Genomic DNA, 14,631 nt, shown 5'->3' on the forward strand with positions numbered 1-14,631 from the left:
CTTATTAGACCATGATCGACCTCATCAAGCTCCCTGCCCCTGCAGCTCTCGACACACTCGTAGCAGGAATTCTGCGTATCACACAACAACCCTCTCCCCGCTCCACCACCCACATCGCACTAGCAGGTGGATCAACCCCTGCCCCATTTTATCGAGCTCTCAATCAATGCGACACCTTACCCTGGTCTCAAATTCACTGGTGGATCGGTGACGAACGCACTGTGCCCCCAGATCACCCCGATAGCAACGAAAAAATGATTCGCTCCACTTTGGGCCACGCTCGCCCCAATTTCCACCTACACAGCTGGCACTTGGACTCAGACCTCGTCAAAGCCGCTGAAAAAATGCATGCCCTCTTAACCCAGACAATCGGCACCCCACCTGTCTTCGACCTCATTCTCCTCGGATTAGGCAACGACGGCCACACCGCATCTCTCTTCCCCAACACAAATGCTCTCCAAGAACGACACCGTTACGCCGTATCCAATCCCGTGCCCCAATTAAAAACACAACGCTGGACCTTCACCTACCCCGTCCTAGAAGCCGCCAAAGAAATCTGGTTCCTAGTCCAAGGCACCAGCAAAACCGAAATGGTCCACAAATTGCTAGCCCGCGATCACAACATCCCTGCCGCTCGCATTCAAAATCCCCATCAAAAAATCTACTGGATCCTCTAGCCTGACCGAAGACGCACCCCATGAATCGCCTCCGCAAACGGCCGTGCAAAGGTCTCGAGCGCCCCTCCCAAGTCACTCACCAAATCACGATTTTCTGCAATAAAATTCACAAGCGCACTGCCCACCACTACTCCATCTCCTAAAGCAGCAGCTTGTGCCGCCTGCTCAGGATTCGATATTCCAAAACCGATACATATCGGACAACGCGCCTCACCACGGATAAGAGCTACGCGTTCCCTCAAATCCGACGCCAATGTCCGTTGCATCCCCGTCACACCCTCCCGCGAAACGTAGTAAATAAAACCGTCAGCTAGCGCCGCCAACCTCCGGATCCGCTCATAAGGCGTCGTGGGAGCAATCAACTGAATCCGTTTCAACGTGCCAAAATCTAATTCCTGGCATTCCTCAGGAGGCAGATCCAAAAGCAACACACCATCTGCCCCAGCTTCGATCGCACGAGCAATAAAGGCCCGATCGCCATAGCGATACATCGGATTGTAATAAGTAAATAAAACCAACGGCACCTCACTCTCTTTTCGCACCGACTCAACGATTCGAAAAACATCCTCCGTCGTAGTGCCAGCCTCCAAAGCACGCTGTGCAGCAAGCTGATTCACTTGCCCATCAGCCAAAGGATCTGAAAACGGAATCCCCAATTCAATAATATCTGCCCCCGCTCGCACCAATCCTAGCACCAGATCCAATGTATGGCAGCACGACGGGTCCCCAGCAGTGATGTAAGCAACAAAAGCAGGCTGCTCTAGAGCTCTAAGCCTATGAAAACAGGCTTCAATTCGGTTCATGCACTAAAACGCCCAAGTAGCAAAGGCAACATACGAATTGCCCAATGATTGATCGTCAAATGCAGAGTATTATCAACAATCACAATTAACCAAAAAGATAACCAAACCGGTATCTTCTCAGAAAAACCCGTAGTAGCATTCAGCACTTCACCAGTCGAGCGAATATCCCAAGCATTCCGCCACACAACCAATTTGCGCGCGACCGCCAAGCGATCTATCACCACATGAGTCCCCCATATCACCGCAAGACTATAAACATTCTGAGTCAGAAATAAAAAGGGCAAGGTGTAAGCTGTAGCATGATAAACCGCCCACTTCCATGAGACAGTCTTCCTGAGAGCCATACGCTCTGTTTGCAAAACATAATCACCCCATAGATGAGCCAGCAACTCAGGCATAAAAGCACCTTATTTTTTTATCTTGGGCAATCAAGCGATAATTGCCTTTAACACACAGCATTCTAAAATTTGCCTCAACCTATTCCAACCAATCACCCAGGCGATTGAACAGTGAGTAAGCATCCGATCATCTTCACCTTCCTTTTCATCATTTTGTTAATTGATGTAAGCATCGTCATGTGGTGGTTTCTCCTACGACGCCCTCCCCCACCTCCACCTAGACCCGAATTACCCCTTCCACGCATCACACCCCTCCGCGTATGGGCCTATGGCAACGAGCACCAAATTCGACTGTGGCAAAGTGAGATCAACGCCTTCCAACGTTCCACCCGTCAACCCGTCTCCTTCACCTACTGGTCCAGAGAGACAGAATACTTGCAAAACCGCGACACTACACTTTCACCCGAGACCTCGCCCGATGTTTTTCTTACCAACAGCAACGAGATCGAACGCCTATACCGAAATGGGAGAATCCGCTCATTCCCCTTTTTAGCGTCAGAATCCACCCTATGGTTTGCTCCCGCTCTACTACCTTTCAGAAGAGGATCCGAAATCATCGCCTACCCATCCGACTTCAACACCCTCATGTTATACTACAACAAAGACCACTTTGACCGAATTCGCACCGCCTACCCCGACGAAAAATGGTCCTGGGATGTTCTCATCGCAGTTTCACGTGCACTCGAACGAAAAGATGAGCATAACCGCACCCAGATCTGGGGTATAGAATACCCGCTTACCTACGGCTTCTTCCAATGCTTGGTCAATCAATTTGCAGGTGCCATATTCAAAGACGGCCGATGGATCTTTGGCGATCCGCAAGTAATCTCCTCTCAACTTCTATCCCTCCGCTTTCTCATCGACCTACGCTATACACACCAAACTGGCTTTATCCGCTCCCCAAGACTTGTCCCTACCCAATTCGAACAAGGACGCGCCTCAATGCTCATCGCAGGCTCAGAGGTCTTGCCAGCCCTAAAAAAAATTAAACACCTCAGATGGGGCGTCTCTCCCCTACCAGTAATGCTAAGACCTGGCGGATATCTAGAGATCTATTCCTGGGCTGTATCCGCTCACACCAACAATCCAAGACTCGCTCAACTCCTAGCACAACGCCTCTCACGCTACGGCACTCGCGAAGATCGCATCCCCGCTTACAAAGTTGAAGATCAACTCCAAACCCCCGAACTCCGCGTCTTTTACCTACAAGCCCAACGCTCGGAGACCGCTCCCATACATCCTCTCACCCCCGACGTCCAAGCCATGATACAACGCGAACTCTCCATCCTACATCAAGGTAAACCCATAGATGCCCACCAAATCCTAAACCGAATCAAAGCCCAAATCATCACTCGCCCGCCTCCACCCAAAAATACAGTCGCCCCAGCTCCGTTTTAACTACAATTCACCCCATTCCCCAGACTCAGTCGAACCTCCCTTACAAATCCCCCGAAAGTCGCCCCCCCTTCATCATACCCCGCCCCTCTAAAACCTCTTTCATCACATCTCGGCCAACCGGGACAGGATAGTCACCATCAAAACACGCCCGGCACAATCGCCCCTTATCGAGCCCCGTGGCAGAAATCATATCCTCCTCATTCAGATATCCCAAAGAGTCAGCGCCAAGATAATTCGCAATCGCTTCAAGTGTCATTTGATTCGCTATCAAATCCCTAGGATCAGGAAAATCAATCCCGTAATGACAAGCAAAACGATGCGGAGGACAACTCACCCGCACATGCACCTCCTTTGCTCCAGCCTTACGCAAATTCACAATACGCGCCTTCGCAGTCGTCCCCCTGACGATCGAATCATCAATCACCACCACCCGTTTACCCGCCACCGCCTCCTCGATTAAGTTCAACTTCACGCGCACAGAAAAATCACGAATCAACTTCGAAGGCTGAAGAAAAGTCCGTCCAATGTAATGATTCCTCACAAAAGCCATCGAAAACGGTATCCCACTCTCCTCACTATATCCAAGTGCCGCGTAATTCCCAGAATCCGGAATAGGCACCACCACATCTGCCTCCACAGGATAAGCGCGTGCCAAATACCGCCCCATCTGCACCCGAGCCTCACTCACATTTTTCCCACACAACACAGAATCAGGACGTGAAAAATAAATATATTCAAAAATACAAAACCGCTCCCTCTTCCCCAAAATCCCCCGATGCCGTCGCACCCCCCTCTCATCAATCACCACTATCTCCCCCGGCTCAATCTCCCCCTCCAGACTTGCCCCGATCAAATCCAAAGCACAACTCTCACTACTCAAGATCCAAGCTTGATCCAACCGCCCAAGACACAACGGCCTAAATCCTTGCGGATCCCGCACACCAATAATTTGATCCCGCGTCATCATCACCAAAGAAAACGCCCCCTGAATCCGCCTCAATCCATACAACAAAGCCCCCTCCCTCCCGACCACACTCTCCGGTTGCGAAATCAAATGCAAAATAATCTCACTATCCGTCGTCGTCTGAAAGATAGACCCCTTCCCCTCCAACTCCTCCCTCAACTCCTGCGCATTCACCAAATTCCCATTATGTCCCAAAGCAATCGTCCCCCTCGCAGATTCAATCACAATCGGCTGAGCATTCTTCATCTCCGAAGAACCCATCGTCGAATAACGCACATGACCAATCGCACGGTCCCCCGCCAATTTCTTCAACGCCTCCTCATTGAACACCTGAGACACCAACCCCATCCCACGATGCACCCTAAAAACCCCACTGTTCCCAACCGTAGAAACTATCCCCGCACTCTCCTGCCCACGATGCTGCAACGCATACAACCCATAATAAGTCAACTCCGCAGCACTCGGATGACCAAACACCCCAAACACCCCACAAGCATCTCGAGGCCTAACCCATTCACTCTCTCGATCCATATACACACTCACATCTCCACCTCATCTCTACTCTTACTCTACCACCTGCAACCAATAATCAATCGCAGCCATCACCTCCTTATAGATCGCCTGCGTCCCAGCCACCACCACACGCCCCCTACCCTTCACCTGCAAGTAAATCCTCCACCGCACCACATCGCTTTCCCACCTCATAATCTGCTTCCACGGGATAAACTGCTCCCCCGGACAAAGACCTAAAAAATTAAGAAACTGTTCAAACAACTCCTCCTGACCCCTCCCCCGCGCTATCGAGTAAACAATCCTAATCCCTTCACTATTCAACGTATACTCCGCCACTCGCCGATTCCTCAGCACCCCATACACCAACAACAAAAAAAGAAAAACACACAACCCAATCATCCCCCCAATAAATGGCCCCACCGCATTCATCGCCCGCATCACCCCCCTTACACCCGACCCTAACTCCAACGCCGCAATCAATCCCAACGGCATCATCCCCATCAACCCCATCAACACAACCCACAACACCACCTCTTGCACCTTAAACAAAGGCACCTCGACCCTCCACCGTATCTCCTGTGGAGCCGAGCGTTTCCTTACCGACCGCCCACCTGTGCTCATCCGCGCAAATTAAACAAAAACTCAAACACGAGCCAAGCCCCACTTCTGCCCCCCCACATAAAGGCTATCCAAAAATAACCCAATCCACTACAATCCCCCCAACACACCCTATGGCGCAACGCATCTTCATCATCGGAGGCGGCCGATTCGGTTCAAGCCTCGCCACGCGACTCTCACAACTCGGCTGCGAAGTGCTCATCGCAGATATCAACCCCAAACGCGTCGAAGACCTAGCTGAAGACGGATTCCACGCAATCGAATTAAACGCAGAAGACCCCGACGACCTCCGCGCCGCCGACGTCCAGGACGCCGACGCCGTAGTCGTCGCAATCGGCGACAACATGCAAAGCAACATCCTCGCCACACTGGCCCTGCAAGAGCTCAAAGTCAAAAAACTCATCGCCCGCGCCCTTGACCCCAAACACGCCTACGTCCTCGAAAAACTTGGCGCACATCTCGTCGTCCTGCCGACTCGCGACATCGCATACCGCCTCGCCGAAACCCTACGTGCAGGCTCCCTCGCCGATCGCATCCCCATCAGCGGAGAATACCAACTCGCTCAAATTCAAATCGGCCACAAGCTCCACAATCAAAAACTCTCCGACCTACGCCTACCCGCACGCTACAAAATCACGGTCGTCCTCATCAAGCGCCCCAACACCACCTCCATTACTAAAGAGCCCGAAACTTACGAGCCCACCCCCGATCTCGTCCTACTTGATGGCGACACCCTAGTAATCACCGGCCGACGCACAAACATCGACGAATTCGAAACTGAATGCGCCAAGCGTAGCTAATCCTTCGTCAATTCCCTACATTGCACTTCTCAGAAAAAAAACTAGCCTAACAACCCATATGCAATTCCTCCCCATCAAAGACATCGTCAAACAACGACTCGGTGAAAACTACACCCTACATGAGCGCTACCTCAACCGCACCCTCGTTCAAGTCCAACGCATGATCGGTTTTGACAAAGTCTATGCACGCGCAGAAGGACAATACCTCTACGACCAAGAAGGCAACCGTTACCTCGACTTCCTTTCCGGTTTCGGCGTTTACAATATCGGCCGCAACCACCCCATCGCCAAACAAGCCATCCGCGACATACTCGATCTCGATTTACCAAACATGGTCCAGATGGACTCAGCACTCCTAAGCGGCCTACTAGCTGAAGCCTTAGTCAAACGCCTAGCCCAACAAGGTGCCCCCCACCTCAACGCCGTTTTCCTTTGCAACAGCGGAACGGAATCCGTCGAAGGCGCATTGAAATTCGCCCGCTGCGCTACCGGACGCCCTCGCATCGTCTCCCTTAAAAACTCCTACCACGGACTCACCTACGGCTCACTCTCAGTCACAGCCAATCCTTTCTTCCACGAAGGCTTCGGCCCCTTTCTCCCCGACATCACCCATGTCCCCCTAGGTGACCTTGAAGCGCTCGAGCGCGAACTAAAAAAAGGTGACGTCGCAGCCTTTATTCTTGAGCTAATCCAGGGCAAAGGCGTTTACTATGCACCCGACGAATATTATCCCGCAGCTCAAGCACTCTGCCGAAAATACGGAGCGCTGCTCATCTGCGATGAAGTGCAGACCGGACTAGGACGCACAGGAAAGTGGTTTGCCTTTGAGCATTGGAAACTCGAACCTGACATCATCACCCTAGCCAAGACTCTATCCGCTGGCTACGTCCCTGCGGCTGCGATCATCACACGACGATCCATCTACCAAAAAGTCTATTCCAGACTTGATCGCTGCATCGTTCACTCCACAAGCTTCGGACGCAACAACCTTGCCTGCGTCTGCGGCCTTGCAGCTCTCCATATCATCGAAAAAGAACAGCTCCATGATCGAGCAGCACAGTTAGGCCAACTTCTCGAGGCAGAACTCAAGAAATTAACAACCCGACACGAGATTATCTCCCAAGTGCGCGTAAAAGGCTTGATGGCAGCAATCGAATTTGCCGAACCCAATTCGCTCGGACTGAAGATGGGCTGGAAAGCTATCCATGCTTTGGACCCAAGCCTCTTCCCTCAGCTCATCGTCACTCCCTTACTGCAAAAACACCGCATCCTAACTCAAGTGGCTGCAAATAAGTTGGACTGCGTTAAGATTCTTCCTCCGCTCGTCTGCACCGAAGCCGATATCCATTACTTCATTGGAGCTTTAGACTCAGTCCTAAGTGATTTACGCAAATTCCCCGGGCCCATATGGGATATGGGTCAAAACTTTTTCAAAGCCATGCGAGCTAGCACTCCCAAAGAGCAAGAAGAAGATGCGCTCTACGCGGCATTGTAAACCAGTGCCCTTTGATAAGCACAAATCAAACGTTTCCGAATATCACGGCTTTTCTGAGTTAATTCCTGCTGCAAACGTTGATACAAAGCGCGGCCATCGGCCGTTTCAATCTCTATCGCTGAATAGCCCCATGCGCTCAGATCATAAGGGCTGGCGCGCATGTCGATTTCTCGTGCTTCGATAGCCAAGAACAGCGCATCAAGAATCAATTCGGTATCAATCCATGGCCAGAGCTTGTAAGCCCACTTGTATAAATCCATCGTGACGTGGATGCAGCCAGGTTGCTCCCAGATTATGCGAGTGTCAGCTTTGAGAGGATACGCGTTGAGAGGCAAAGCGGCTTTAGTAAAAAAACGATAAGCATCAAAATGAGTGCAACGCACCCCTTGAGAGAGAAGCACGTTTTCCAAGCACTCCTCTGTGATTCGCAAAGGAGTGGTGTTGTGTCGCCGTTCCCCTCGATAGACCATTGCCCATTCGTGAAGACCAAAACAGGCGTATTGAGGTGAGCGCTTTTCTGTTTCCATGAGCAATTGCAAAATCCACTGCCAACTCTCAAAACGATGGCGGGGCATTTTCTTACGGTCGAGATAGGCTCCTGATTCATCTATGCAAGCCCATCGGGGCGCTAGATCTGCACTGGTGGCTTTTTCCAAAAAAACATCAAGTCCGGGCGACCAGCGCAAAAGGTGAGAAGGACGGAATGAATAATACTCGAAAAGGAAATCATATATGGGGTGTTTGGATCCTCGCTTACGCCGCTCAAGATGAGGATCGAGAAACTGGCGAGCACGACGGCGCGCGTTTTCGCGTTCACAGCTCCACTCTTCGTAGGACTTGACTTTCATGATCTCACACGACGTCTCTGCCATAATTCCAAGAGGTATTGAATAAGAGCTGGGACATTCCAAAAAGAATGCTCTTCATGAGATTTTCGCGTCGCTTCCAGAAGTGCCTGATCACAAGAAAGGCGAGCGATACATTCTGAAAGCTCAGAGATGTTTTTAACGTAGAAAGAAAGTTTATGCGCCAAGCAATACCGCAACGTCACCGATTCTTGAGGCATCAAGCCTCCAAAGGCATGGTGAACAATCGGGCAGCCAGCAAGAATCGATTCACTTGTGGTGGCACTGCCGGGACGAGTGATGATCACATCAGCTGCTCGAAGCCAGTCGGGTAACTCCGTCGTATAGGGAAAAGCCCGCAACCTCAACTCATTCGTCGAACTTTGTGAGATTTTCCGTATCAAGGCTGTATCTTGTCCGCAAAAGAAAACGACTTGTAGGGGAGAAGAGACACGCAAAAGGGCTTTTAAGATTTTTAGATGTTGCTGAGCTCCAGACCCTGAAGCTGGCACGATGATCGTGCATTTATCGGGATCGAGTTGAACTGAGCGGAGCATGGTATCGCGATCTTTCGATGGAGGACGGGAAAGACGAGGATCTAAGAGAAAACCACCGTGAAAAATTTTTTGTGGATTCATGCCGTGGTGAAGAGCGGCTGAGCAGGTTTCAGATGTCGCGCCTATGAAGGCATCTGCATCAGGATTGACCCAATGACGGCTGAAGCCGTAGCCACCGGTGAATTCGCCACAATATGTCACGCACAGAGGCGGCACTCGCAAGGCTTTGCGTGAGAGAGCGAAGTAGGCGTGGTTAGTATGGGCATGGACGCTGACGATAATATCTGGCTGGAAGTCTGTTAAGACTGATAGGAAACGTTTTTTGCCGATTAGTGCCGCAGGAGAGCGGTGTAAGGCAGCGATTTCTAAAAAATGAAAATAAATTTGATGGAGAATGGGTGCACGACGTTGGATGGTGTTGTAGAGGCTCACTCCGAAGGCATAGAGCGGGTGGGTTTGCTCTAACACCTTGTAAATCATGATTTCGGCATCTGGGTGAATTTGTTTTATCCATGATTGTAAGGCATAGGCTCTGGCATTGTGACCGCCTCCTGTGCTGGAAGTTAGGATGAGAACGCGTGGAAACGCCATAGGAGGAGGCTTATTTTAGGATTTTGAGAAATCGAAGGAGGTCTCCCCACAGGGGCAGTTGCAAAAGGAAGGTTTTGATTGTGATAGGAGGAATGCCAACGGGTTTGTAGAGGATGAAAAAGAGGGTGAGGAGAATGATGTTGTGGGGAAAGTGAATCGTCAACGTGAAGTAAGAACCGATGTGAAATAAAGCTAAGCCGATTGCCCACGGTGCGGCAATCACAGGACGAAAATAAGCAAGACATGCGAAGGCCTGAAGATAGATCGCTCCCCATAGCATAATGAAACCGACAAGGGGATGTTGAATGAGCCAAGGTCCTAGGAAGCTAGTGTTTCCTGAATCAAGCAGTCGTGCAGCGATATGACGACTCATAGCATCGAGGGAAAAGATAGAAGGCTGGTTATTTAGAAATTGGTAGATGCCTGCGATGCATTTGCTGACGCCAGCAAGGGTATAAGTAAGAAGGATCAAAAAGCGTGCAGTTTCGAATAAGTCGAGTGCAAGAAGGGTAGTCTTTTTGTTCCTTTGGCTTTCGTGCCAAAGTGCTGAGGGAAGAAAAATCCAGAGCAAGGAGATCAGCACATATAGATGTGTGCTGTGGCCGACTTTTCCAAAAGAGTTATTCCATGCGTGATAGAAGAATAGGCCAAGGAAGGCGAGCATGCGGGCGAGTCTAGACTGCGGCAGCCACGCAGCGGATAACGTTCCAAAAAGATAAAGAATTAAAATTGATGTAATGACTTTTTCTTCGGGGAAAGCATGCGCCCAGTAAAGTGGCCAGAGGAAATCCGCACCGCGACGCTGTATGAGGCTAGGCCATTGGGGAACAATCGATAAGGAGAGCGCGGCTGTGAGAAGGTAAAAGAAGTGAATACATAAAATGAGCTGGGAGACGCTTTGCTTCAGAATTCGGAAAGGAGATATAACGCGCATTGTAGTTGAAAAGAATCACAAAACATCGTCTACAAAGGCTGCTGCGCGGTAACCGCTTTGGACTGCTCCTTCAATCGTAGCAGGTAAGCCAGTATCTGTCCAATCACCTGCAAGGACTAAGTTTTGCCATTCAGTGCGAACGCCTGGGCGATAAGGCTCGACCGAAGGTGAAGCGACAAATGTAGCGTCTTGAGATTTGTAGAAATAGCGATGAAGAATTTTTATGTGTCGAGAGGCGGGGAAAAAACGGTGACATTCGTCGAGTGCAAGTTTCTCCAGGCGTTCGCTCGTCCAGCCTTCAATGGATTCTACCCCGCTAATGACGAAGATGTAAGGAAACCCGTTTTTTGATGGGTGTAAGCTGAAAGCGTTTTTGTTGAAGATCCAATGGATGGGAGAATCTATAAGGCCAACAAAGGGCTGAGGGAAGATTTCTGCATCAAACCAGAGTTGCCATGTGAGGATACTCGACCCAGAAAAGATCGAGCAAATTTGGAAGAGGTCTGATTCCTGTGGGATGAGTTTTTTTAAGCTATGCCAGGGGATCGCGCTGATAATGGCATCGCCTTTCCATTCTTTATCCGTGCCATAACGAACCGACCGTATGCGTCGATCCTCAAATTCAAAGGATTGTGCTGGTTGCCCTTGGATAACCTCTCCGTTACAATAACGAAGAAAGTTTTTTACTGGATTTTCAATGAGCTCTGTGAGGCCCACTCGACTCAGAATAATGCGTGCATCTAGGGATGAAGAACAAAGCGTGCGGTGAATTACTTCAGCAAAGAGGGAGGCTGCGGCAGTCTCGAGCGGGAGGTTTATCGCCGCTAGGCATAAAGGCTCCCAGAGGATTTTAATCGCTTGGGCAGTCTGATTCTCGTTCTGTAGCCATTCGCGAGCATTGAGCTGGATGTCGGGCAAAAGACGCAAGGAAAGCTTGATACAAAGCCTGAGGATGCAGAGGCGATCATACCAATTAAGAAGAGGAAATTTAAATAGTGCAGCAAGCAAAGGGAATGGTGTATATCCCGGCTTGGCTGAAAAGTGCGCATAGCCTTCATGGGTGAAGAAATGAAGCTCAAGAGCCTCTTGTTCGTAGAGATGTTTGCGGACGTTAAGCTCATCTAAAAACTTTAGCGTATGACGGTAACAGCCCATGAGAATATGCTGACCATTGTCAATGGTTTCATTAATGGTCAACTCTTTGAAGCTATGGGCGCGGCCTCCCATGAATTTCCGCGCTTCGAGGAGCGTCACTGTGTGGCCTTGCCGCGCCAGCGTCAGTGCAGCAGCTTGCCCTGCCCATCCAGCGCCGATGATTAAAACTTTTTTAGGGGGATTGAAGCGTGGTTTTTTTTGGAAAGGGGAAAATAGGTTCTTAAAGATGAGATAAAGCTTTTCAATTTTGGATAAGCCAATAGGACGGGCGAAAACGTTGTAATCGTTTCGGATGATTTTTTGGAGTATAGCCCAGTAGATCTCGCGCATGAGTTCTGCCGCAAGCATGTTGTCGTATTCTTCATGAGATAAGTAACGTCGGGCTCTGTTGTAGTAGTGTTCAGCGCGAAGGGCGAAATGGCGGAAGTATTCACGAACTCGTGAATTCCAGACTGAGGTAAGGATATCGCTCTCGGAGATTTGCCATTCAGCGAGTTCTTCCTGAGGCAGATAAATTCGGCCTCGTGCGGCATCTATTTTGACATCACGGAGGATATTGGTCAGCTGAAAAGCCATGCCTAAGGCGACTGCGTATTCTTTAATCAAGGGCGATTTGTAACCAAATATTTCGATACTGACTAAGCCGACAGCTGAGGCTACGCGATAGCAGTATTGAGAGAGGTCATTGAAAGTGGCATATCGCATTTGAGTGAGATCGGTCTCTACGCCTAGAAGGATTTCTTGATACAGATGGGTGGAGATACGATATTGATGTGTGATGAGAGCAAGCTCGCGTCCGAGAGGAGATTTACAAGACTGAGAGGGGATGGCGGCGATTTCGTTTCGCCAATATTCCAACTGCTTGCGTTTTTCCCAAAGGGGGAGTGTTTCGTCGTCCGCAGCATCATCAATAACACGGCAGAAAGCATAGAAAACACTCATCGCTTGTCTTTTGGCCTTGGTAAGGGAGACAAAAGAAAGAGCTAGATTCGATCCGCTGCGACGAGTGATCTGGGTGCTAGTTAATTGTTGAAACTGCATGGTTTCTTGCAGAGAGATTTGAGGGCACGGAAAAGAAGCAGCGGGATGTCAAAGGCTTTGAGTCTAGGACGGTGAAATAGTGTATTGTAGTCGCAGGCGATGATTTTATCCAGGATTCGTCTGCCTCCGTGCCACGTGAGAGCAATTTCGAAGTTGAGCGGCCAGGGAAGCCTAGAAATCAAGCAAAATCCTTCTTGGAACCATTGCTCAGTGCGAGTGACTTGAAATTGGATGAGTGCTTTGTAGGCTGGAAGTGGAGCAGTTTGAGTCAGGATTTGCCGCTCGGAGATGCCGAATCGAGCCAATTCATCAAGCGGTAAATATAAGCGATCTTTGAGGATATCTACCGAAACATCTTGCCAGAAATTGGTGATTTGAAGAGCGGTGCAGATCTTATCGGAGGCTTCGAGATTTTGAGGTGTGGCTTGACGGTGAAGATAGAGAACTAGACGGCCTATAGGATTTGCGCTGCGTGCCGAGTAGTCTAAAACTTCATCAAAATTTGCATATCGGTTTTTGACAACGTCCTGCTTAAAAGCTGAAAGCAAATCGGTGAAAAGTGTGATGGGCAAATCGAATTCTTTGATAGTATGGCGTAAGGCAATAAAGACGGGATGGGATGAGTGGTCCATATTCATCAGCTCGCGTTCCCAATTGTCAAGGGCTTCGAGACGAGCCGATGGAGTGGTAGGTTGATTGAAGTTTGTCGAGAAAGAATTAGGATAGCCTTCATCAGCCATGTCGTCTGCATGACGGGCAAAGGCATAAATGGCATGGACGTGTTTTCTAATTGATTTGGGAACTAGACGACCAACAGGAAAATTTTCGTAGTGCTTCAATGCTAGCTCAGTGCAATAGGCGTAAGCGGAATCTAGATCAGCTGTGAGAGAAGGCATGTCTAGCTTAGAAATTTAATCTTTCTTTTTCGATAACTAACGGCCGATTCATGACCTTGGTGTGAATTGAGCCTATGTATTCTCCGAGTATCCCGATAAAGAAGAGTTGAACCGAGGCTGTAAAGAAGATACCGATTATAAGCGGTGCTATACCGAGCTGGAAAGTTTGCCAAAAGAGAAGTTTAGCGATCAGGTAAGCTAAGGCGATGAAAAAAAAGAGAATCGAGGAGACAAATCCTATCAACGTAGCGAGGCGAAGGGGGATTTTGGAGTGATTTGTGATACCTAGTAACGCCAAGTCATAAAGAGTATAGAAGTTGTTTTTTGAAAATCCACGACGACGAGCCGGCTGGTCGTATTCGATTAAGGCATGCGGGAAGAAACCGATTTCAGAGATTAGTCCTCGGAAATAAGGGTAAGGGTCGTGAATGCGGCGTAGTATTTCAATGACACTTTTATCATAAAGCCCAAAACCCGTGAAATTGTTTACCAGTTCAATTTCAGAGAGACGGTTGAGCAGGCGATAGTAAAAGGTTCGAACAGCATGCATGATCGGCGCGGCATTGCTAGTGGTCTTCACCCCTATCACAATCCGATAACCTTCCTCCCATTTTTTCAGAAAATCAGGGATCAGTCTTGGTGGATCCTGAAAATCACAAACAATGAAGATCACTGCTTCTCCTTGAGCTTGAAGGATGCCGTAGAAAGGAGAACGGATGTGGCCAAAATTTCGAGAATTAAAAATAACTTTTATGCGTCGATCTTCAGCAGCCATTTGGCGCAAAAGCTGTGGCGTCTTATCCCGCGAATCATTATCAATAAAAATGTGTTCATACTCGTATTGCGGCAACGCCTCCATGATTGCTCGCACTTCTTGAGCAATTTCCCGCACATTTCCTTGCTCATTATAACAAGGTGTGACTATGCTTATGAACTTCTTCATAGT

The 14,631-nt window shown here is 49.3% G+C and carries 14 protein-coding genes; 4 read left to right on the forward strand and 10 right to left on the reverse strand.

From position 1 onward, the window contains the following. Nucleotides 1–11: 11 nt before the first annotated feature. Complete coding sequence (gene pgl, locus NZM04_04575; protein MCS7063309.1) at nt 12–677, forward strand: 6-phosphogluconolactonase; 666 nt, start codon at nt 12–14, stop codon at nt 675–677. Here the strand turns inward: pgl and trpA are convergent. Next, nucleotides 674–1,480 carry a tryptophan synthase subunit alpha gene (gene trpA, locus NZM04_04580; protein ID MCS7063310.1) on the reverse strand — a complete coding sequence of 269 codons (807 nt, stop codon included), beginning with the start codon at nt 1,478–1,480 and terminating at the stop codon, nt 674–676. The genes pgl and trpA overlap by 4 nt on opposite strands. After that, a complete protein-coding gene (locus tag NZM04_04585) occupies nt 1,477–1,878 on the reverse strand; it encodes a DUF3307 domain-containing protein (protein ID MCS7063311.1) in 402 nt (133 codons plus the stop codon). The genes trpA and NZM04_04585 overlap by 4 nt, the downstream gene beginning before the upstream one ends. Nucleotides 1,879–1,989: 111 nt before the next feature. On the opposite strand from NZM04_04585, the gene NZM04_04590 reads away from it, so the two are divergent. Then, nucleotides 1,990–3,276, forward strand: coding sequence for an extracellular solute-binding protein (locus NZM04_04590; GenBank protein MCS7063312.1), 1,287 nt, complete (start codon nt 1,990–1,992; stop codon nt 3,274–3,276). Between the two features lie 40 nt (nt 3,277–3,316). On the opposite strand, the gene purF is transcribed toward NZM04_04590, so the two are convergent. Further along, a complete protein-coding gene (gene purF, locus NZM04_04595) occupies nt 3,317–4,771 on the reverse strand; it encodes an amidophosphoribosyltransferase (GenBank protein MCS7063313.1) in 1,455 nt (484 codons plus the stop codon). A 33-nt stretch (nt 4,772–4,804) separates the two neighbouring features. Next, nucleotides 4,805–5,374: a hypothetical protein gene (locus NZM04_04600; protein ID MCS7063314.1), complete on the reverse strand. Its 570-nt coding sequence runs from the start codon at nt 5,372–5,374 to the stop codon at nt 4,805–4,807. 110 nt (nt 5,375–5,484) lie between these two features. Here NZM04_04600 and NZM04_04605 point away from each other — a divergent pair, with 110 nt between their 5' ends. Further along, nucleotides 5,485–6,171: a TrkA family potassium uptake protein gene (locus NZM04_04605; GenBank protein MCS7063315.1), complete on the forward strand. Its 687-nt coding sequence runs from the start codon at nt 5,485–5,487 to the stop codon at nt 6,169–6,171. A 58-nt stretch (nt 6,172–6,229) separates the two neighbouring features. Further along, a complete protein-coding gene (locus NZM04_04610; protein ID MCS7063316.1) occupies nt 6,230–7,666 on the forward strand; it encodes an aspartate aminotransferase family protein in 1,437 nt (478 codons plus the stop codon). Here the strand turns inward: NZM04_04610 and NZM04_04615 are convergent. From NZM04_04615 to NZM04_04640, 6 genes are read right to left on the reverse strand one after another with little or no spacing between them, the layout of a single operon-like run. Continuing rightward, nucleotides 7,651–8,514, reverse strand: a complete 864-nt coding sequence (locus NZM04_04615; protein ID MCS7063317.1) for a hypothetical protein — start codon at nt 8,512–8,514, stop codon at nt 7,651–7,653. The two genes, NZM04_04610 and NZM04_04615, sit on opposite strands and share 16 nt — an antisense overlap. Then, on the reverse strand, nt 8,511–9,659 hold the full coding sequence (locus NZM04_04620) for a hypothetical protein (GenBank protein ID MCS7063318.1): 1,149 nt from the start codon (nt 9,657–9,659) through the stop codon (nt 8,511–8,513). Before NZM04_04620 ends, NZM04_04615 begins: the two co-directional genes overlap by 4 nt. A gap of 10 nt (nt 9,660–9,669) precedes the next feature. After that, nucleotides 9,670–10,593, reverse strand: a complete 924-nt coding sequence (locus NZM04_04625) for a hypothetical protein (GenBank protein MCS7063319.1) — start codon at nt 10,591–10,593, stop codon at nt 9,670–9,672. A 15-nt stretch (nt 10,594–10,608) separates the two neighbouring features. After that, nucleotides 10,609–12,789: a hydroxysqualene dehydroxylase HpnE gene (hpnE, locus tag NZM04_04630; GenBank protein ID MCS7063320.1), complete on the reverse strand. Its 2,181-nt coding sequence runs from the start codon at nt 12,787–12,789 to the stop codon at nt 10,609–10,611. Then, nucleotides 12,771–13,685: a squalene synthase HpnC gene (gene hpnC / locus NZM04_04635; protein ID MCS7063321.1), complete on the reverse strand. Its 915-nt coding sequence runs from the start codon at nt 13,683–13,685 to the stop codon at nt 12,771–12,773. Before hpnC ends, hpnE begins: the two co-directional genes overlap by 19 nt. Nucleotides 13,686–13,692: 7 nt before the next feature. Further along, nucleotides 13,693–14,628, reverse strand: coding sequence for a glycosyltransferase family 2 protein (locus NZM04_04640; GenBank protein ID MCS7063322.1), 936 nt, complete (start codon nt 14,626–14,628; stop codon nt 13,693–13,695). Nucleotides 14,629–14,631 lie beyond the last annotated feature (3 nt).

This window comes from Candidatus Methylacidiphilales bacterium, assembly GCA_025056655.1.
Taxonomy (GTDB): domain Bacteria; phylum Verrucomicrobiota; class Verrucomicrobiia; order Methylacidiphilales; family JANWVL01; genus JANWVL01.

Bases quoted from the DNA above. Each gene is read 5' to 3' on its own strand.
- pgl (MCS7063309.1), top strand. From the start codon at position 12: ATGATCGACCTCATCAAGCTCCCTGCCCCTGCAGCTCTCGACACACTC.
- trpA (MCS7063310.1), bottom strand. From the start codon at position 1,480: ATGAACCGAATTGAAGCCTGTTTTCATAGGCTTAGAGCTCTAGAGCAG.
- NZM04_04585 (MCS7063311.1), bottom strand. From the start codon at position 1,878: ATGCCTGAGTTGCTGGCTCATCTATGGGGTGATTATGTTTTGCAAACA.
- purF (MCS7063313.1), bottom strand. From the start codon at position 4,771: ATGGATCGAGAGAGTGAATGGGTTAGGCCTCGAGATGCTTGTGGGGTG.
- NZM04_04600 (MCS7063314.1), bottom strand. From the start codon at position 5,374: ATGAGCACAGGTGGGCGGTCGGTAAGGAAACGCTCGGCTCCACAGGAG.
- NZM04_04605 (MCS7063315.1), top strand. From the start codon at position 5,485: ATGGCGCAACGCATCTTCATCATCGGAGGCGGCCGATTCGGTTCAAGC.
- NZM04_04610 (MCS7063316.1), top strand. From the start codon at position 6,230: ATGCAATTCCTCCCCATCAAAGACATCGTCAAACAACGACTCGGTGAA.
- NZM04_04615 (MCS7063317.1), bottom strand. From the start codon at position 8,514: ATGAAAGTCAAGTCCTACGAAGAGTGGAGCTGTGAACGCGAAAACGCG.
- NZM04_04620 (MCS7063318.1), bottom strand. From the start codon at position 9,659: ATGGCGTTTCCACGCGTTCTCATCCTAACTTCCAGCACAGGAGGCGGT.
- NZM04_04625 (MCS7063319.1), bottom strand. From the start codon at position 10,593: ATGCGCGTTATATCTCCTTTCCGAATTCTGAAGCAAAGCGTCTCCCAG.
- hpnE (MCS7063320.1), bottom strand. From the start codon at position 12,789: ATGCAGTTTCAACAATTAACTAGCACCCAGATCACTCGTCGCAGCGGA.
- hpnC (MCS7063321.1), bottom strand. From the start codon at position 13,685: ATGCCTTCTCTCACAGCTGATCTAGATTCCGCTTACGCCTATTGCACT.
- NZM04_04640 (MCS7063322.1), bottom strand. From the start codon at position 14,628: ATGAAGAAGTTCATAAGCATAGTCACACCTTGTTATAATGAGCAAGGA.